Genomic DNA, 19,624 nt, shown 5'->3' with positions numbered 1-19,624 from the left:
GCCGACGGCGGGCGGCTTCCCGGGCCTGCGGGTCAGTGGCCCTTCGGGCTCCACCGGGTGACGGCGCGCCCCGTCTCCAGCTCCGCCCACTCCCCGCCGGTCTCGATGACGGCGAACGCCCCCGGCGGGAAGCCGGGGTCGCCGTCACGTGTGGTCAGTCCCATCACGAGCTCGTGGACGCCGGGGTTGTGCCCGACCAGCAGCAGCGTGCGCACCTCGGAGTCGGTCCGCCGCAGCAGCGTCAGCAGCTCGTCGGCGTAGGCCTCGTAGATGTCCCGCTCGTACTCGACGGCCCCGTCCGGTACGGCCAGCTCGGCGGTCCGCCTGGTCCGCGCGGACGGGGAGCAGAGCACCAGGTCCGGCCGGAGCCCCAGGTCGGCGAGGACCTCGCCGATCCTGCGGGCGTCGCGCTCTCCCCGGTCCGTGAGAGGCCGCTCCGCGTCCGCGAGTCCGGGGACATGGGCCGCCTTCGCGTGCCGCAGCACGATCAGCGTGCGCGCCGTCACCTCGCCGCCCACATGGCGAGCGCGATGATCACCGTGAACACCACGGCCATCGCCAGCAGGATCATCAGGAGCGCCCTGCCCCCGGAAGGCTGTTGTTCCATCGGCCCGCCGGCACCTCCGCCGGCCCGTGGCCGGGGCGTGCCGTCCCTCCCCTTGTCGCTGTCGCCCGTCGCTGTCGTCGTGCCGTCCCGGCCGCCGGGTCCCGGCCGCCGCCCCGGCCGAGGGGGCGCGAGGCCGCCTCGGAGTCACGGCCCAGTGTCCCACCGCCCGTGCTCCGTACCCGCGCGAGGGGTGCGCGGAAACCAGGGGCCGCCGGGCGGTGCCGGGCCGGGACCCGCCGGGCGCTGCCCGGCGCGGCCGTACACGCACGAGGGGTGCGCGGCCGTACACGCGCGAGGGGTGCGCGGGCGTCCCGCGCACCCCTCTGTGCCGCCGCTCCCTCCGGACGGCCGTACGGAGCTCAGCCGGCGATCGGCTCCGGCTCGCGGTCCGGGGCGGTGGGCTCGCCCGGCAGGTCGTCCACCGTCCGGCGCTTGGAGACGACCACCGCGGCGATCACCACGACCAGGGCGAGCACCGCGATGCCCACCCGCAGCACCGTGTTGTCGGCGTAGATCACGACCGCCGGGGCGATCAGCAGCGCCACCAGGTTCATCACCTTGATGAGCGGGTTGATCGCCGGGCCCGCGGTGTCCTTGAACGGGTCGCCGACCGTGTCGCCGATGACCGTGGCCGCGTGTGCCTCGGAGCCCTTGCCGCCGTGGTGGCCGTCCTCGACCAGCTTCTTGGCGTTGTCCCAGGCGCCGCCGGAGTTGGCCAGGAAGACCGCCATCAGCGTGCCGCAGGCGATCGCGCCGGCCAGGAACGCGCCGAGCGGCGCGTAGCCGAGGGCGAAGCCCACCGCGATCGGCGTCATCACCGCGAGCAGGCCGGGCGTGGCCAGCTCGCGCAGCGAGTCGCGGGTGCAGATGTCCACGACCCTGCCGTACTCGGGCGTCTCGGTGCCGTCCATGATGCCCGGCCTGCTGCGGAACTGCTCCCGCACCTCGAAGACGACCCGCATGGCCGCCCGGCCGACCGCCATGATCGCCAGACCGGAGAACATGAACACGACCGCGGCGCCGACCACCAGGCCGACGAGCACGTTCGGCGAGTCGACGCCGAGGGTGAAGGTGGCGAAGATGCCCAGTGCCTCCTTCACGCTGTCCGAGGCCGTGCCCAGCTCGGTCTCGACCGCCGTGCGGAAGGCGCCGAACAGCGCCGTCGCGGCGAGCACGGCGGTGGCGATCGCGATGCCCTTGGTGATGGCCTTGGTGGTGTTGCCGACGGCGTCCAGCGAGGTGAGCACCGCGGCGCCCTCGCCCTCGACGTCGCCCGACATCTCGGCGATGCCCTGGGCGTTGTCGGAGACCGGCCCGAAGGTGTCCATGGAGACGATGACGCCCACCGTGGTCAGCAGGCCGGTGCCGGCCAGGGCCACGGCGAACAGGGCGACGGTGACGTTGCCGAAGCCGAGCATGAACGCGCCGTAGACCGCGCCGCCGATGAGCAGCGCCGAGTAGACCGCCGACTCCAGGCCGACGCTGATGCCGGACAGGATGACCGTGGCGGGCCCGGTGACGGAGCTCTCGCCGATCTCCTTCACCGGCCGCCGGTTGGTCTCGGTGAAGTAGCCGGTGAGGAGCTGGATCGCGCTGGCGAGGACCAGGCCGATCAGCACCGCGCCGATCGCGATGATCCGCGGATCGGTGTCGAGGGCCGCGATCTGCGGGCTCACCCCGGTCAACTCGGCGAAGCTGCCCGGCAGGTAGAGGAAGGCCGCCCCGGTGACCAGCACCGCCGAGATGATCGCGGAGATGAAGAAGCCGCGGTTGATGGCGGCCATCCCGTTGCGGTCGCCGCTGCGCGGGGAGGTGACGAAGATGCCGATGATCGCGGTCAGCACGCCGATCATCGGCACGATCAGCGGGAAGACCAGGCCCTCGGTGCCGAACGCCACCTTGCCCAGGATCAGGCTGGCGACCAGCATGACCGCGTAGGACTCGAACAGGTCGGCGGCCATGCCCGCGCAGTCGCCCACGTTGTCGCCGACGTTGTCGGCGATGGTGGCGGCGTTGCGCGGGTCGTCCTCCGGGATGCCCTGCTCCACCTTGCCGACCAGGTCGGCGCCGACGTCGGCCGCCTTGGTGAAGATGCCGCCGCCGACCCGCATGAACATCGCCAGCAGCGCGGCGCCGAAACCGAAGCCCTCCAGCACGGCGGGGGCGTCGCCCTTGTAGGCGAACACCACGATGGCCGCGCCCAGCAGGCCCAGGCCGACGGTGAACATGCCCGCCACGCCGCCGGTGCGGAAGGCGATGCGCATGGCGGCCCGCTCGCCCGACGACCGCGCTGCGGCGGCGACGCGGACGTTCCCGCGCACCGCCAGCCACATGCCCATGAAGCCGGTCAGCGCGGAGAACAGCGCGCCGATCACGAAGAAGACCGATCGCCCGATCGCCACCCCTGTGGACGACGCCGGGAGCAGATAGAGAAGGAACGGAATGATGACGACGAACACCGCGAGCGTGCGGAACTGCCGCGTGAGATACGCGGCGGCCCCTTCCTGTACGGCCCGCGAGATGTTCCGCATGCGTTCGGTGCCCTGGTCGGCCGCGAGCACCTCCCGCACGAGGCCGCCGGCGACGGCGAGCGCGAGCAGGGCGACGGCGGCGACCACGACCACGATGGTGAGGTGGGAACCGCTCAGGGATACCGTTGCCCCATCGGCAACGGCGAGATGGACTGACATCCGACTCTCCTCGGCAAGACGGGAACACGTCCTGCCCGGAGTGCGCTGCGATAGGTGGAGCGGCGGGCTGGCGGCGCACATCCGGGTGATTGGCAGTGCCGCTTCCGGTTGCGTCCACAGACCTTCTTCCGGAACGGAACCAGACATCGGTTCCGTCCGAAGGACAAACCTTGGCCGGTGCGGGGAGTCTACGCAGCCAGGACGCGGATATGAAGCCTCTGTGCACCGTCAATCGGCAACGTGTCCGATAGTGCCCGCTGATCGGCCTGCTCACGCCACCTCACGCGCCGTACAGAACCCCTCACACCGCCATTTCCACCATATTTCGGGTCCTCATCCGTGGAAATTGTTCATGCCCGAAAATTGGCCGGACACGACGAGGGCCGGGCGCGTCCGTACGGACGCGCCCGGCCCTCGTCGTGTCCGGGGCCGGCCCGGGGATCAGGCCGGGGACATGCCGTTGGGGGAGGCGGGCCAGCTCATGCGGATGCGCATGCCCTTCTGGCTGGGGTACACCTCGACGTCGTCGGCCAGTCCTGCGATGACCGCGATGCCGAAGCCGGACATCAGGGTGTCGGGGACCTTCACGAGAAGGTCGTCGAAGGAGGGCGAGCCGTGCTCCTGCTCCAACTCGTCGCTCGGGGCGGAGTCGGTGACGATCACCTCGAAGCGCCCTGAGTCGTCACACAGCTCGAGGCGGATCGGCTCTCCCGGGCAGTGGACGCGGTGCGCCTCGACCGCCCGGGAGCACGCCTCACCGACGGCGAGCCGCACCTCGTCCAGCAGGGACTCCTCCACCCCGGTACGGCGGGCGATCGCCGTGGCGACCAGCCGCGCCGTACGCACGTGCGCGGGAAGAGCGCTGAACGTCAGCTCGACGGTAGCCATGACTACTTGTCTCGGCCGTGGGCTTCCTTGGCCTCGTCGACCGAAGCGTAGATGCCGAAGACCTTGGTCAGGCCCGTGATGCGGAAGATCTTGAGGATGCGCTCCTGGGTGCAGACGAGCTCCAGGGAGCCGTCGTGCGCCCGCACCCGCTTGAGCCCGCCGACCAGCACGCCGAGACCCGTGGAGTCGAGGAAGTCGACCTTCTCCATGTTCACGAGCAGGTGGAAGTTGCCCTTGTTCACCAGGTCGATCAGGAGCTCACGCAACCTGGGCGCGGTGTAGACATCGATCTCACCCTCGACCTCGACGATGGTGAGACGGTCCTCGGAATGGTGGTCCAACTTCAGATCCACAGATCCTCCAGCGCCTTGCCTGCGAAAATACGATTCAGGCGTGACTTCTGGGACCTGGAGGTCCCTAGACGACAAGCCCCGACGCGCGGCATTCAACCATGCGTACGCTCAGTGTCTATACGAAATCACGATTCCCGGCGACTCTGCCCACAGATACGAGACTGAAAACCCGTGAGCATGCCCTCTTCCTCGCCGTCGCGGGCGGAACCCCTCCTGTCCCGCCTGCTCGGCGTTCCCGCACGTCGGGCGCGCGTGACACACGTCGAGCACGTTCCCGCACGTCAGGCTGGTGACGTACGGTGGCCGGAATGGGTCAGCGAGACACTGGTTACGCGCTGGGCGAACCAAGGTGTCGCCGGCCTCTGGCCGCACCAGGCCGAGGTCGCCGAGCTCGCCCGCCGTGGCCAAAACGTGATCATCGCCACGGGGACCGCCTCCGGCAAGTCCCTCGCCTACCAGGTCCCCGCCCTCGCCTCCGTCGTCGACGGCGGCACCGTCCTCTACCTCACCCCCACCAAGGCGCTGGCGGCCGACCAGCTGCGCGCCCTGCGGGAGCTGGACGTACCGGGGGTGCGCGCCGCGACCTTCGACGGCGACACCCCCTACGAGGAGCGCGCCTGGATCCGGCAGCACGCCAACTACCTGCTCACCAACCCGGACATGCTCCACCGCGCCCTGCTGCCCGGTCACGCCCGGTGGTCGGGTTTCTGGCGGCGGCTGCGCACGGTGGTGGTGGACGAGTGCCACGGCTACCGGGGCGTCTTCGGCTCCCACGTGGCGCAGATCCTGCGCCGCCTGCGGCGGGTCTGCGCCCGGTACGGCGCGGCCCCGGTCTTCGTCCTCGCCTCCGCCACCGCCAGTGATCCCCGCTCCTTCGCCATGCGCCTGACGGGCCTGGCCACCGCGGAGGTGACGGCGGACGCCTCACCCCGGGGGGCGACCACCTTCGCCCTCTGGGAGCCGCCCCTGACCGAGCTGCGCGGCGAGGGCGGCGCACCGGTCAGGCGCCCCGCCACCGCCGAGACCGCCGACCTCCTCGCCGACCTCGTCCTGACGGGGACCCGCGCCCTCGCCTTCGTCCGCTCCCGCCGCGCCGCCGAGACCGTGGCGCTGACCGCCCGGGCGCGGCTGGCGGACCTGGCCGCCGAGGCCGCCCCCGGGCGGGTCCCGGCGGACCTGCCGGAGAAGGTCGCGGCCTACCGGGCCGGATATCTCGCGGAGGAGCGCCGGGGGCTGGAGAGGGCCCTGCGGTCGGGGGAGGTCCTCGGGCTGGCCACGACCAACGCCCTGGAGCTCGGCGTCGACGTGTCAGGCCTGGACGCGGTCCTCATCGCGGGCTGGCCGGGCACCCGGGCCTCGCTCTGGCAGCAGGCGGGACGGGCTGGGCGGGCCGGTCAGGACGCGCTGGCGGTGCTGATCGCCCGCGACGACCCGCTCGACACCTATCTGGTCCACCACCCCGAGGCCCTGTTCGGCCGGCCGGTGGAGGCGATCGTGCTCGATCCGGACAACCCCTACGTCCTCGGCCCGCACCTGTGCGCCGCCGCCTCCGAGATCCCCCTCACCGAGGACGACCTGGAGATCTTCGGCTCGGCCGCCAAGGAGGTGCTCTCCGAGCTGGTCCACGACGGCCTGCTGCGGCGCCGGCCCACGGGATGGTTCTGGACCAGGCGGGAACGGGCGACCGACCTCGCCGACATCCGCGGCTCCGGCGGCGCTCCCGTGCAGGTCGTCGAACTGTCCACCGGGCGGCTGCTGGGCACCGTGGACGAGCCCTCGGCCCATTCGACCGTGCACTCCGGCGCCGTCTACGTCCACCAGGGGGAGACGTTCCTCGTCTCCGAACTCGACCTGGAGGCCGGGGTCGCCCTCGTCGAGGCGGGGACCCCCGACTACACGACCTTCGCCAGGGACGTCACCGAGATCTCGGTCCTCGACTCCCTCCGCTCCCATCCGCTCGGCGCGGGAGAGCTCCACTTCGGCTCGGTGGAGGTGACCCGCCAGGTCGTGTCCTATCTCAGGCGCCGGCTGCAGAGCGGTGAGCTCATGGGGGACGAGGACCTCGACCTGCCCCCGCGGACGCTGCGTACCCGCGCGGTCTGGTGGACGCTGCCCGCCGGTGCCGTCGCGCCCCTCGCCGAGGCCGGAATCGACCTGGGGGGAGCCGCGCACGCCGCCGAGCACGCCGCCATCGGCATGCTTCCGCTCTTCGCCACCTGCGACCGCTGGGACATCGGCGGCGTCTCCACGGAACTGCACGCCGACACCGGAACGCTCACCGTCTTCGTCTACGACGGGCACGAGGGCGGTGCGGGCTTCGCCGAACGCGGCTTCTCCCGCGCCCTCGACTGGCTCACCGCGACCCGGGAGGCCATCGCCTCGTGCGAGTGCGACCGCGGCTGCCCCTCGTGCATCCAGTCGCCCAAGTGCGGCAACGGCAACGAGCCCCTGGACAAGGCCGGCGCCCTGCGGCTGCTCGCCGTCCTGCTCGCGCTCGACGGCCCCGCAGCCGGGCGGTGAGCCCGGCCCGTGCGGGAGCGGCCACCGGCTCAAGGACCGTCGGCCGCCACTCCGGGCACCGGCTCAAGGACGCCGGTGCCCGGAGTGGCGGCGGCCGGAGTGGAGCGGGTCGTCCCCGTCCTCCTCCCGGTCCTCGGCCCAGAAGTCCGTCGCACCGGGCTGGGGCAGCTCCCAGAATCCGCTGTCCTCCATCGAGCGGGGCACCGGCGGCAGATAGCCGTCCCACTTGTCGCCGATCCGGACCGCCACAGGGGTGACGGTGCCGATCTCGGGGGCCGGTGCCGCCGTCGGGAGCGGGGAGTACGTCGATTCGAGACGGGTGGGAGGCATGCCGGTGTCAGCGCGCTCCCCGGACACGCTCCCAAGCTCCCCGGGCCGGCCCGCGTGTCCCCCGGGTCGGTTCCCATGTTCCCCGGGCCGGCCCGCGTGCTCGTCCGGTTCGATACACACGGGCGCGCCGGGGAGCGGCGTGCCTGCTGCGTCCAAGGCGTCCAAGGCGCCCGGGGTGCCCGGGGCGGACGAGGCAGCCTGGGGATGCGCACCTCCTGATCCGGCCGCCGATGCCCGGGAGTACGGGGTCTTGGCCACCGCCAGGATGACCGCGGGACGGCGGGGCGCCGGCTCCGCCGTTCCTGCGGCCGGACCCCTGTCTCCTGCGTCACCGGCCTCACCGGGTCCGCTCCCTCCGGTTCCGTCTCCGCTCGCTCCCGTGGTGCCGGGCCCGCCGATCCTGACGGCTCTGAGCCCTCGCACTCCGATCGTGTGAGGAGAGCCGGACTTGTCGTTTCCGGCGCCGCCGGATTCCGGCCCGGCGGCGCCGACACCGCCCGGTCCGCCCGAACCGGGCCCGCCGAGTCCGGGTCCACCGACTCCGGCCAGCAGTCTGCGGCGGACCCACGCACCACCGTGCGCACCGAGGAGCAGCACGATGAGAGCCCCGGCGATGAGGAACCCGTACCCGCTCATCCCACCCGACGTGACCTCGGACGGCTGGGAGGCCACGTTCACGGCGGTGCCGGCCCCCTCCTCGGAATCCGTCCCGTTCGTCCTGTTCCCGGCTGCCCCGGACGCGCCGTCGGGCGCCGTGCCGGGCGCCGCACCCTCTTTCCCGCGGCCGGAGCCCGCGCCGGTCCTCGCTGTGCCGTCGCCGTCCGTGCCGTCGCCGTCCGTGCCGTCGCCGTCCGGCGTGGTCCGGCCGCCCTCGTCCTTCTCCGGGGACCGGGGCTTCTCCGCTGAGCCGTTCATCCTCCCCCGCCGGTCGGGAGCGGTCGCGGGCTTCTTCGGCGGCAGTTGCGGGAGGGTCTCGACACCGGCCTTCCGGTCGTCCTTCTCCCCGGTCCCGTCACGCCGGTCCTCATCACCGCGGTCGGGCCGTGCGGGTGCCGGCGTCCTGGGAGCGGGGACGCTGACCGTCGCGGCGGCCGACCGGCCCGACACCAGGGTCCCGCCCCCGCCGTCGCTCCGCAGCGCCCGCACCGTGAATGCGATCCTCCGTCCGGCGGCGTTGGCGGGAACGGCCAAGGTCGCCCGGCACGAGCCATCCCCACAGGCGCTGCCCACCCGTACGGTGCCGACCCTGCCGCTCCGGCTCGTGAAGATCTCGTACCCGCGCAGATCTCGCTCTGGTCCCCTGCTCCAGGTGAGCACGGCCCGGTCTCCCCGCAACCGGACGCCCACCCGTCGCGGCACCGCCGGAGGAACGGCCTGGACGAGGGTCCTGGACGTCTCGTCCCATTTTCCGCCCAGCAGCTTGCCCCGTTCGACAAGCCTGATGGTGTAACGGCCGTTCGCGTGTTCGCGAGGGTCCCAGACATGGGAGACTCGCCGGTCTCCCTTCGCCACCTGCTTGCCGTTGACGTAGAGGACGGCGTCGAACACGAGGTCGACCCGTCCCGAGATCGTCACTCTCCGGTCCGAGGTGATCCGTGACGGCATGTCCAGACTCGCCTTGGCGCCGGCGGGACCCGCCGTGACGAGCACCGCGGACATCGACACGATCGGAGCGACCACCGCCACGGCGACCAGCCTGCGAACCGTCGTCACGACGCTTCCCTTCGTCGAGAGCCGCGCGCCCGTGCCCGCCTCTCCGGACGTGCATGCGAGGCGGCATGGACGGGAGGTAAGTGGAACGTTACGCAAGCTTTTCCGCTTTTGGACATGACGTCCAAGAAGTTGTGATTAGATCGCGACCTTGTCCTCTTCTCCCGCCGCCCTTCCACCGCCGCCGCTCCTCCCGCCCCGCCATCTCCTCCGAGGTCCGGCGCCCACTCCCGAAGATCCCCCCTCTGAGCCGTTCCCTCAACCGTCCCGTGGGCCGTTTCCGCCCGCGGACCGTCGTCTCAACCGGCGCGGTCGGCGATGGACACCGGACCGGCACGTGCCCGGCCCCCGACCTCCCGGTCTCCCACGGCGGGCAGCGAGAGCCTCACAGCCGTGTGGACGGTGACGACACCGTCGTCCCCGGCGGAGCAGCGCACGAGCCTCGCGCCGTTCCCGGCCACCAGCGCGGCCGCCTGCGCGCATCCTCGCTCGGGATCGGTGAGGGCCAGCCGCGCGGCGGCGAGCGCCCCGAAGTCGGCCGCTGTCTGCGCACGATGGCGCGCGACCCTGGCCGTCCCTGCGAGCACCACCGCCGCCACCACCGTGAAGAGGACCGCCATGACCCCGATCATCCAGATCGTCGCCGAACCTCTCTCCCGCGAACCTCCCGCCGGTGCGACGGAGCCCTTTCGCAGACCTGCCGCCGGTGCGGCGGGGGCCTTCACCGATCACCTCCCGGAGCGGCGATCCGGCTCGCTCTCCCCGATCCATCCGGCTCGGCCTCCCCTGATGCGCCCACCCCGCCTCCCCCGGACATGCCCGGCCCGTCCCCCGCGTCCTCCTCCGGCCCGTCCGACCGCTCCCCCGCGCTTTCCCCGGCCATGCCCGGCTGCTCCACACCCGACTGCTCCACGCCCGGCTCGACGGCCGAGACCGCGGTCGCGTGGACGGTCACCTCCGGCAGGGACAGGCCCCACCGAGGCCTGACCCCGGCCGACACCGCCACCCGGACGCGCTCACGGTCCCGGCTCACCTGCGTCCAGGCCCCGGCCGGCGCCACGGCGAGGACGTCTTCCCTCACCCGGTCGAGCGGCTCGCCCCTGGACGCGGCCCGCGCGCCCGTACGGGCGGCGTCCATGCACTCCAACTGCGCGCCGACCACGGCGATCGCCCACAATCCGGCGGCCAGCACCACCACCAGGGCCGGCAGCGCGGCCGCGGTCTCCGCGGTGACCGACCCCCGAGACCAGGTCCCCGCCTCTCGGACGGGACCGGTACGCGGAGCGGACGGGCGGATCATCGACCACCTCCATGGCTTCGTTCGTGGACGGCCGAACCGGTCGGCACGGGCGTGAGATGCCGGCGACGCCCATCTCGCACCACGGGTCTCAGGCCGGGCTCGTCGCCCGGCCCGGAAGCGTCGACAGGCTCATCCAGCCACGTTCAGTGCCCGGTTGATGAGGGCCGTGATCATCTCCTGGACCTCGGAACTCGTCACGACCTTGAAGAGCAGTGCGGCGAACGCGCAGGCGGCGATGGTGCCCACGGCGTACTCGGCGGTGGACATGCCACGCTCACGGTCCGATCCCGTGATCAGCAGGCGGCGAGCCCGCTCCCACCCCACCAGTGCACGCCGGAGACGGCTCATGCTCGGTGCAGCCATTGTTTCCTCCCGGAGTCAGAGCCGTGCCCCTGTGGCCGGCATCACCCGTTCAGGCTCCCGGATATTCACATGAGCCTGTGGACAAGAACCTCACTCTGTGGAAAACAACCGATCCCGCAGGTCATGCCTGTGGATAACTCATGGGAGAAGAACCTCTCCCGCGAGTCCGGCCACGACAGGGACGATCCCGAGAAAGACGAAGGCGGGCAGGAAGCAGAGCCCCAGGGGTGCGACGGCCTGGACACCGACCCGCCGGGCGGCGGCGGCCGACGCGGCCCGCGCCGCGTGGCGGGCGTCATCAGCCACTCTGGTCAGCACGTCGGCCACCGGAGCACCGCTGAGGACGGCCCTGCTCATGGTCCGGGCGAGGGGAGCGAGTGCCCGATCGTCCGCCAGAACGAGCCAGGCCTCCTCCGGTGCGGCCCCCAACCTCAGCCGGCCGCTCACCCACATCAGCCGGTCGCCCAGAGGTCGGCCGATCGCCTGAACGGTCACGTCGATGGCACCGGTGACCGGTTGCCCCGCCCGTAGGCACGCCGCCATGAGGTCGGCCGCGAACGGCAGGTCTGCGGCGATACGAGCGCGTTCCCGGCGTCTCCCCGGCGGCTCCCTCCTCCGGAGGAGCACAGGCACGGCCGCGGAGCCGATCACACCCATGACGGCTCCTGGCACGCCTCCCAGCGTGAGGAAGACCGTCAGGCCCGTGACCACCGCGACCAGCGCCTCCCCCCTGCTCGGCGGTCTCCTTCCGGTCCGGTCGGCGCCTCCGCTGCGGGATCGCCCGGGGCCGGTGGACTCACCGGATCCGAGGGACCCGTAGGACCCTGCGCGATCACGGGATCGGGAGGGCTCACCCGGTCTGGAGGCTCCTCCGGACCCGGAGGATCCGGGAGGCCCGGGAGGTCCGGGGAGCTTGGGCCTCCCGGGAAGCCTGGGGAGCCCTGATGCGACCGGCCCCTCCGCCGGGACCGGATCCGCGCGTGGAGGGTGCGGCCGCGTGCGCCGGAGCCTGCGGACGGAGTCACCGGGCGACGTCCACAACCACGTGGCGGTCCCTACGAGCACGGCGGCCAGCGCCTCGATCGGCAGGACACCCTGCGGCATGTTCCTCTCCTTTCCTCGACCGGCTTCAGGGCTCTCCCCCCGCCGGGCATCGGACCTCGCACCTGACCGGCTCCTCCTCTGACCGGCTCCTCCTCTGACCGGTTCCGCCTCCGAGCGGCCTTCCCGGCCCTACGACCGGCCCGGCCCTACCTGTCGGCCCAGCCCTATCGCCCGGTCGGCCCAGCCCTACCGGGCGACCGGTCAGGCCGTGCGGGATGACCGGTCCTCAGTCGCGTTCGGCCCGGGCGACCAGGTGGTGGGTCCACCACAGGCCGCAGCCGTCGAGCACGATGCCGAGCACCAGGCACGCCGTACCCGCCGGACCGCCGAACAGGAAGTCCAGGGGGCGCATGCCCAGTCCCGCCGCCATGAGCAGCCCCAGCACGGGAAGCCCGGCGAGCAGCCGGGCGGTCGCACGGGGACCGGCGAGCTGGGCGGCGACGTCCTGCCGGTGCGCCTCGGCCTCCCGCAGAGAGGCGGCCACCCGGTCGACGAGGGCTACGAGACCTCCACCGGCGGTGACACTCGCCCGCCAGCAGGCGGCCAGCCGCCGGAGCCCTTCGCCTCCCCGCTCGGGTGCGACGGCCAGCAGCGCCACCGGAACGTCCCCGCCGTCCCGCGCCGCCGCCGTCAGAGTGCGGCCCGCCATCGGGTCGGGGAACGCCATGACCGACACCACGCGGACCAGAGCCTCGTTCGCCGTCCGTCCGGCGGCCAGCTCGGCGGCCAGCCCCTGGCAGAGTTCCAGGGAGGCCTCCCGCCACGCCGCCGCCCGCCGGGAGGGCAGGGCCTCCCGGGTGGGCCACCGCCGCGAGGACCTCGGCCCGGTGGAACCCCGTCGGAGCAACCGCCGTAACCGGGCCGCCGCCGGGTCGGGTCCGGTCCACGTCCCGGCCGCCAGCGCGGCGAGGAGCAGGGCCGTCGCTGTGGCCGCCACTGTGGTCGTCACCGTGGTCGTCACTGCGGCCGCCACTTCGCCGCCGCGGTCAGGGACATGAGGAGAGACCCGGGGCGCGGGCGACGAGCGCGGGCAGTCCCGGGCCGGGGATCACCCGCCCTCCCGCGGTGAAGGTCAGCGCGGGCTCCGCGTGGACCAGGCCTGACGGCTGACGGGTCATCATGCAGATCTCCGCCACCCGGCGGCGGCCGTCGGCGTGGTCGCGGGCGAGGTGGACGACCACGTCGAGCGCCGCGGCGATCTGGCTGTGGACCGCCTCCCGGCTGAGGCCGGCCGCGCAGGCCAGGGCCTCCAGCCGGGAGGGCACGTCGGCCGCCGCGTTGGCGTGCAGCGTGCCGCACCCACCCTCGTGGCCGGTGTTCAGCGCCGCGAGAAGGTCGACGACCTCCGCACCGCGGACCTCGCCGACGACGAGGCGGTCCGGGCGCATGCGCAGAGCCTGACGGACCAGATCACGCAGACCGACGCCTCCGACGCCCTCGATGTTGGCCGGGCGGGCCTCCAGGCGCACGACGTGCGGGTGCGCGGGCCGCAACTCGGCCGAGTCCTCGACCAGGAGCAGCCGCTCTCCCTCCCCCGCGAGGGAGAGCAGAGCGGACAGCAGGGTCGTCTTCCCCGTGCCGGTGCCTCCCGAGACCAGGAACGCCAGCCGTGACTCGACCATCGCGGTGAGCACCGGGACGGTGTCCTGCCTGATCGTCCCCGCCTCGACCAGCGCGGGAAGCGTGAACGTGCGCCGCGGCGGGAGCCGCAGGGATAGGCAGGTGCCCCCAGGAGCCACCGGAGGCAGCACGGCATGGAGCCGGACCCCTCCGGCGAGCCTGGCGTCGACGTAGGGGCAGGCGTCGTCGAGGCGGCGCCCGGCCGCCGAAGCCAGCCGCTGGGCGAGCCTCCGGACCGCCTCCTCGTCGGGGAAGACGACCTGGGTCCGGCGCAGGCCCCTGCCGTCGTCGATCCACACCTCGCGTGGGCCGTTCACCAGCACGTCGGTCACCTCGGGCTCGGCCAGCAGCGGCTCCAGCGGGCCCGCCCCGATCAGGTCCGCGCACAGGGCCCGGGCCACCGCCAGGATCTCGGCGTCTCCGAGCATCGCCCGCTCCGCCCGGAGTGCGGCCGTGACGTGCGCGGCACTGGGCTCGGTCCCGGACCTCGCCAGCCGGATCCGGACCGCCTCGACCAGCTCCGGCGAGACCGCTGTGGTGAGTGGAGCCCTGCTCATCTCCTGACCCCGGTCTTCTCCGCTCCGGCCGGGGAACCACCGAGGGAGTCCAGGAACGATCCGCAGAACCGGCCGAGAGCGGTCCGGCGCCCGATCGGAGGGGCGTCCCCTCGGTTCAGAGCGGCAGCGAGCCGCGGCTGGTCGGGCAGACCCCCGGCGTACGGCGTGCCGAGTGACGTGGTCACCACCTCGTCGTCCAGGACCCCGCTGCGGACGACCGCCCGGACCTCCCCGGTGTGCCCGCGCAGCTCCGTCAGCACCTGGGCCGCGGCGAGAACACCCCGCACGTCGGCGGTGACGACGAGCAGGGTGGTGACGGCCCTGCCCAGGGCCTCCGTCGCGGCCGGGTCCGGGACCCGGGGGAGATCGACGACCACGAGGTCGAATCCCCGCTGCCCCGCGTCGAGGACCGAGCGCATCGCCTCGGCGGGGATGCGCTCGGCCTCGCCCCGGTGGAAGGAGAGGAGGCTCAGCCCTGCGAAGGCGGGCAGGGCCGCCTGGAGCGCGGTGAAACTGACCCTGCCCTCGCGGGCGACCAGGTCGGACCAGCGTGCGCCCTCGGCCTCCTCCTGCCCGAGCAGGAGGTCGAGCCCTCCGCCCAGGGGGTCGGCGTCGACCAGGAGAGTGCGCAGGCGCCTGCGGGCGGAGGTCAGGGCGAGTGAGGCGGCGAGGACGCTGGCCCCGGCCCCACCCCGGCCTCCGACGACGCAGACGACGATCCCGGCCCGCACCGCGGGCTCGGCGACGTCGGCGAACTCGTCGGCCAGCCGTCGCTCGGCCGAGGGGAGCTCCAGCACGGCCTGGGCTCCGACCGCGACGCATTTGCGCCAGGTGTCGGGATCATCAGGATCCCGGGTGACCAGCATGACCCGGTGCCGGGGCGGTGGACCGGTCGCCGCCAGAGCGTCGGCGACGTCGCTGCCGACGACGATCATCGGAGCGCGGGTCCAGTAGGGGCGGGCGTGCGCGGGCACATGCGCGACGTCCAGCTCCGCGCCCGCCGCGGCGGCGACGCGGAGCAGGTCGTCGAGCAGGTCGTCGTCTGAGGTGATGACCAGAGGGCGGTCCAAGCGTGCCTCCCTGAGACGGGGGAGACCCACGGCCGGCGCAGAGGGCACGGGGCCGGGTCTTCCGGAAACCTGGGAGACCCAGCCTGCGGAGGCGACGGCCTCCGCCGCCTCCCCGAACCCCGCTCTGTGGACAGCGGTTCCGCCCTGCCGCCCACCTGTGGAGAACCGGGTGCCGCCCACCTGTGGAGGTCGAGCACCTCCCACCCGTGGAGAAGCTTGGTCACACCCGCCCTCAGGGGAATCCGCCCGTCGCCGTACGGCGGCTCCACGCCGGGGAAGACCCGTCCCGGGCCGTCACGCCCCGGCTCCGCTGTGCGCGGTGAAACCGCAGGCCCTGGAACCGCAGGCCCTGGAACCGCGGATTGGAGAAGTGGCGACCCCCGCTGGGGGGGAGAGCGGGGGTCGCCAAGCGGTCCGGCTCTGGGGGGGAGAGCCGGTCCCGTCTCAGAAGAAAGCTTTCAACGGCAGGGTCGGCATGGCAAGGGAGTTGTAAAGCGGACTATGCATGCCGCCCCACGCCAAGGGGATACATCCGTATCGTGCCCCATATGTATGAGTCCCGTCGAGATGTGATCCGTAGTTTTCGCCGGTTTCTTTCGCCTTAACGGTCTGGCCGCAGGACGGGAGGCGGCACGCATCAACCCTCCGCCGACGACAGTTTGATCACATACGGTGATCAACAGCGGCGAGCCCGACCCCGCCCTCCCCGTCCTTGCCGCGGAAAGAAAAGGGCATTTTGTGTCATTTGCCCAAAGCTTCCGCAAATCCGTAAAGGTCTTGGTCTCAGGGCTTCCCATCAGCCGGAATCCGTCATACAAAGGTTGTACGGACCCCAGGTCCGGGCACGGCCACCAGGTACCCACGCGCGACCAGCCGCGGGAGGCGCGTCGACACGGGCTTGCCCCGTCTCGACGGATAGAGGTGCACGCTTGGTAACCGGGTGAGACGTGCGGTTGACGGCGCCCCTGCCAAGGGGCGCCGTCCTCTTTGTGCGCCCGCGTGTCCGTAATCCTCCCGGCGATCCCGTGACGCTCCCGTGGCCCGGCCGGCACCTGACGAGCCCCGGCCATCCCGCACCGCCCTCGGAACCGTCCCGGAACCACCCGCCGATCGCGCCGCGCGGACGCCGACGCTCCCGCCGGCCGCACCGCCCGGCCTCCGTCAGCCGCCGCGCCGCACGGGCCCGGCCTCGTCAGCCCCCACGCTGCATGGACTCGCAGATCGCCGTGGCCTCGCGGACCCCGAGCGTGACCGCCGAGGCGCAGTGCCGTACCCAGGTCGCCATGCCCTCGCGGGTACCGGTCAGATATGCCCGCAGGCCCTCCGCGTAGGCGGCTCCGAGCTCCAGGTGCCCCAGCTCCACCGCCGCCAGCGACTTCGGGTCCAGGCCGAACTCCAGCAGGGTCAGCCGCTCCGCCGCCCGTGCGACGATCCCGTCCGCCGTGCCGAACGGCCGCAGTACGGCCAGCTCCGCGTGGACGACGGCGGCCAGCACCAGCGCGGGCGCCTTGGTCTCCCCCGTCACCAGGCCGACCAGGCCGTCCACCCGGGACACGGTCTCCGCGGCCCCGGGCGCGGCTCCCACCCCGAGCGGGTCCGGCGCCTCGGCGGCGGTCCGGGGACGGCCGAGATCATGGTCCTCGATGAGGCCGACGGCGGCCAGCGCATGCAACCTGGCCAGCACCTGCCGCGGCGCCGTACGCCAGGTGGGACCCAGCCGGCCCAGCTCGGCCGAGACGCGCAGCGCGCCCTGGACGACGGGATCGGTCGCCTCCGGAATGGCCTCCAGGGGGATGTCCACGCCCTCGAGCGCGGCGGAGGCGCGGGCGCCGTGCAGGGCGGACCGGGCCGAGACCTCGGGACTCTTGCGCCGCAGCACACGGTGCTTGTAGAGCCGGTCCACGGCCTCGCGCACCTCGGCCACGGCCTCCGGCACTCCCGGCAGCTCGGCGATGACAGCCAATGGGTCGCTCACGGTCTCCGACCCTACCGGCCGGTCATCAGGACCCGGCCATCCGCCTCCGTCCCACGCCCACCGGCCGCCACCGTCCGGATCGGGCCGCGGCCGGGACCTTCGGGGCCGGACCGTTCACCGGCCGCCGTCGCCGTTCACCGAACGTATGGCGCCATCCGGCGCAGGGCCGGATCGGAGCCCGTGAAACGCCGCCGCCGCCCTTCCTATGGTGGCGGCACCGCACCGTTCCCCGACCCCTTGTCCACCCCTCCACCCATATGAGTCAAGAGCGCCCCGTGTATCCACTTGGTACAGACCTGTCTAGACCTCTTGTGGCGGGCGGCGCTGACCTGGTGAAGTGGGACACACCCCGAAGCCGAGAGCAGTACGAGTAAGGAGTGCGCAGTGGCCCCGGAGACCCCTGGTTCCGAACCGCGTGAGACGAACAAGACGCTGTCGAACCTGCTGAGTGAGACCCGGCGGTTCGCCCCTCCTGCCGAGCTGACCGCGACCGCGAACGTCACCGAGCAGGCCTACACCGAGGCCGAGGCCGACCGCCTGGCGTTCTGGGAGAAGCAGGCGGAGCGGCTGAGCTGGTCCAAGCGCTGGGAGACCGTGCTGGACTGGAAGGCCCCCTTCGCCAAGTGGTTCCTCGGCGGGGAGCTGAACGTCGCCTACAACTGCGTCGACCGCCACGTCGAGGCGGGGCTCGGCGACAGGATCGCCTACCACTGGGAGGGCGAGCCGGAGGGCGACAGCCGTACGATCACCTACGCCGACCTGCAGCGAGAGGTGTGCAAGGCGGCCAACGCCCTGGCCGAGCTGGGCGTCGGCAAGGGCGACCGGGTGGCGATCTACATGCCGATGATCCCCGAGCTGCCGATCACGATGCTCGCCTGCGCCCGCCTCGGCGCCATCCACTCGGTGGTCTTCGGCGGCTTCTCCTCGACCGCGCTCAGCGGCCGGATCAAGGACGCCGACGCCAAGATCGTGGTCACCGCCGACGGCGGTTACCGGCGCGGCGCGCCCAGCGCGCTGAAGCCGACCGTGGACGAGGCGCTGAAGGAGTGCCCCGGCGTCGAGCACGTGCTCGTGGTCCGCCGGACCAGCCAGGAGGTGGACTGGACCGGCAAGGACGTCTGGTGGCACGACCTGGTCGAGCGCCAGAGCACCGAGCACACCCCGGCCCCGCACGACGCCGAGCACCCGCTCTACATCCTCTACACCAGCGGCACGACCGGCCGTCCGAAGGGCATCCTGCACACCACCGGCGGCTATTTGACCCAGACCGCCTACACCCACCACGCGGTCTTCGACCTCAAGCCGGAGACCGACGTCTACTGGTGCACCGCCGACATCGGCTGGGTGACCGGCCACTCCTACATCGTGTACGGCCCGCTCGCCAACGGCGCCACCAGCGTCATCTACGAGGGCACCCCGGACACCCCGCACCGCGGCCGCTTCTGGGAGATCGTGCAGAAGTACGGGGTCACGATCCTCTACACCGCCCCGACCGCGATCCGCACGTTCATGAAGTGGGGCGACGACATCCCCGCCAAGTACGACATGTCGTCTCTGCGCATCCTGGGCAGCGTCGGCGAGCCGATCAACCCCGAGGCCTACGTCTGGTACCGCGAGCACATCGGCGGGAACCGCACCCCGGTCGTGGACACCTGGTGGCAGACCGAGACCGGCGCCATCATGATCAGCCCGCTCCCGGGCGTGACACACGGCAAGCCCGGCGCGGCCATGCGCCCGCTGCCCGGCATCACCGCCGACGTGGTCGACGACGAGGGCAACAGCGTCGGCAACGGCGGCGGCGGCTTCCTCGCCATCCGCGACCCGTGGCCGTCGATGCTCCGCACGATCTGGGGCGACGACCAGCGCTACATCGACACCTACTGGTCCCGCTTCGAGGGCATGTACTTCGCCGGCGACGGCGCCAAGAAGGACGAGGACGGCGACATCTGGCTGCTCGGCCGGGTCGACGACGTCATGCTCGTCTCGGGCCACAACATCTCCACCACCGAGGTGGAGTCGGCGCTCGTCTCCCACCCGAAGGTCGCCGAGGCGGCCGTGGTCGGCGCGACCGACCCGGTGACCGGCCAGGCCATCGTCTCGTTCGTGATCCTGCGCGGCGGCGCCGAGGAGAACGAGGACATCGCGGCCGAACTCCGCGCCCACGTGGCCAAGACTCTCGGCCCGATCGCCAAGCCCCGGCAGATCCTGGTCGTGCCCGAGCTGCCCAAGACCCGCTCCGGCAAGATCATGCGGCGCCTGCTCCGCGACGTGGCGGAGAACCGCAGCATCGGCGACGTCACCACGCTGGCCGACAGCACGGTGATGAACCTCATCTCCGAGAAGCTGCCCAGCGCCAAGAGCGAGGACTGATCCCCTCGGTCCTCGGGATCCCCGCCGTGCCGACGGGCTGATCCCCTCCGTGGGTCCTCACCGCGCCGGGGACCCACCCGTCCGTGGGTCCTCACCGCGCCGGGGACCCACCCGTCCGTGGGTCCTCACCGCGCCGGGGACCCACCCGGACGGGGGGGGGGGGGCCC

The 19,624-nt window shown here is 72.6% G+C and carries 15 protein-coding genes; 2 read left to right on the top strand and 13 right to left on the bottom strand.

Going from position 1 to position 19,624, the window contains the following annotated elements:
* Nucleotides 1-32 precede the first annotated feature (32 nt).
* The 4 genes from ACFOWE_RS09900 to ACFOWE_RS09885 form a co-directional block, all read right to left on the bottom strand.
* Entirely contained in the window at nt 33-506 is a 474-nt protein-coding gene (locus ACFOWE_RS09900; protein WP_377286907.1) for a SixA phosphatase family protein, read from the bottom strand.
* Between the two features lie 460 nt (nt 507-966).
* Nucleotides 967-3,297, bottom strand: coding sequence for a sodium-translocating pyrophosphatase (locus ACFOWE_RS09895; protein WP_377286906.1), 2,331 nt, complete (start codon nt 3,295-3,297; stop codon nt 967-969).
* 441 nt (nt 3,298-3,738) lie between these two features.
* Complete coding sequence (locus ACFOWE_RS09890; protein WP_377286904.1) at nt 3,739-4,185, bottom strand: ATP-binding protein; 447 nt, start codon at nt 4,183-4,185, stop codon at nt 3,739-3,741.
* A 2-nt stretch (nt 4,186-4,187) separates the two neighbouring features.
* Nucleotides 4,188-4,538, bottom strand: a complete 351-nt coding sequence (locus ACFOWE_RS09885; RefSeq protein ID WP_030916965.1) for an STAS domain-containing protein — start codon at nt 4,536-4,538, stop codon at nt 4,188-4,190.
* A 177-nt stretch (nt 4,539-4,715) separates the two neighbouring features.
* Between ACFOWE_RS09885 and ACFOWE_RS09880 the strand changes: the two genes are divergently transcribed.
* Entirely contained in the window at nt 4,716-7,058 is a 2,343-nt protein-coding gene (locus ACFOWE_RS09880; RefSeq protein WP_377287123.1) for a DEAD/DEAH box helicase, read from the top strand.
* Between the two features lie 63 nt (nt 7,059-7,121).
* Here ACFOWE_RS09880 and ACFOWE_RS09875 read toward each other — a convergent pair whose 3' ends face one another.
* The 9 genes from ACFOWE_RS09875 to ACFOWE_RS09835 form a co-directional block, all read right to left on the bottom strand.
* Nucleotides 7,122-7,388 carry a hypothetical protein gene (locus ACFOWE_RS09875; protein ID WP_377286903.1) on the bottom strand — a complete coding sequence of 89 codons (267 nt, stop codon included), beginning with the start codon at nt 7,386-7,388 and terminating at the stop codon, nt 7,122-7,124.
* 2,009 nt (nt 7,389-9,397) lie between these two features.
* Entirely contained in the window at nt 9,398-9,823 is a 426-nt protein-coding gene (locus ACFOWE_RS09870; protein ID WP_377286902.1) for an Rv3654c family TadE-like protein, read from the bottom strand.
* A complete protein-coding gene (locus ACFOWE_RS09865; protein WP_377286901.1) occupies nt 9,820-10,398 on the bottom strand; it encodes a TadE family type IV pilus minor pilin in 579 nt (192 codons plus the stop codon). Before ACFOWE_RS09865 ends, ACFOWE_RS09870 begins: the two co-directional genes overlap by 4 nt.
* A 129-nt stretch (nt 10,399-10,527) precedes the next feature.
* Entirely contained in the window at nt 10,528-10,761 is a 234-nt protein-coding gene (locus ACFOWE_RS09860) for a DUF4244 domain-containing protein (protein WP_377286900.1), read from the bottom strand.
* A gap of 138 nt (nt 10,762-10,899) precedes the next feature.
* On the bottom strand, nt 10,900-11,418 hold the full coding sequence (locus ACFOWE_RS09855) for a type II secretion system F family protein (protein ID WP_377286899.1): 519 nt from the start codon (nt 11,416-11,418) through the stop codon (nt 10,900-10,902).
* A 673-nt stretch (nt 11,419-12,091) separates the two neighbouring features.
* Nucleotides 12,092-12,814, bottom strand: a complete 723-nt coding sequence (locus ACFOWE_RS09850) for a type II secretion system F family protein (protein ID WP_377286898.1) — start codon at nt 12,812-12,814, stop codon at nt 12,092-12,094.
* Nucleotides 12,815-12,851: 37 nt separating this feature from the next.
* Nucleotides 12,852-14,042, bottom strand: coding sequence for a TadA family conjugal transfer-associated ATPase (locus ACFOWE_RS09845; RefSeq protein WP_377286897.1), 1,191 nt, complete (start codon nt 14,040-14,042; stop codon nt 12,852-12,854).
* Nucleotides 14,039-15,112 (bottom strand): septum site-determining protein Ssd, encoded by a 1,074-nt coding sequence (gene ssd / locus ACFOWE_RS09840; RefSeq protein ID WP_377286896.1) that lies wholly within the window; start codon nt 15,110-15,112, stop codon nt 14,039-14,041. Before ssd ends, ACFOWE_RS09845 begins: the two co-directional genes overlap by 4 nt.
* Nucleotides 15,113-16,304: 1,192 nt before the next feature.
* Nucleotides 16,305-17,087: an oxidoreductase gene (locus ACFOWE_RS09835; RefSeq protein ID WP_377286895.1), complete on the bottom strand. Its 783-nt coding sequence runs from the start codon at nt 17,085-17,087 to the stop codon at nt 16,305-16,307.
* Nucleotides 17,088-17,471: 384 nt separating this feature from the next.
* On the opposite strand from ACFOWE_RS09835, the gene acs reads away from it, so the two are divergent.
* Nucleotides 17,472-19,457, top strand: a complete 1,986-nt coding sequence (acs, locus tag ACFOWE_RS09830) for an acetate--CoA ligase (RefSeq protein WP_377286894.1) — start codon at nt 17,472-17,474, stop codon at nt 19,455-19,457.
* Nucleotides 19,458-19,624 lie beyond the last annotated feature (167 nt).

The sequence above is a fragment of the Planomonospora corallina genome, from assembly GCF_042650625.1.
GTDB lineage: Bacteria > Actinomycetota > Actinomycetes > Streptosporangiales > Streptosporangiaceae > Planomonospora_B > Planomonospora_B corallina.
This window is presented reverse-complemented; position numbering and strand designations above follow the sequence as displayed.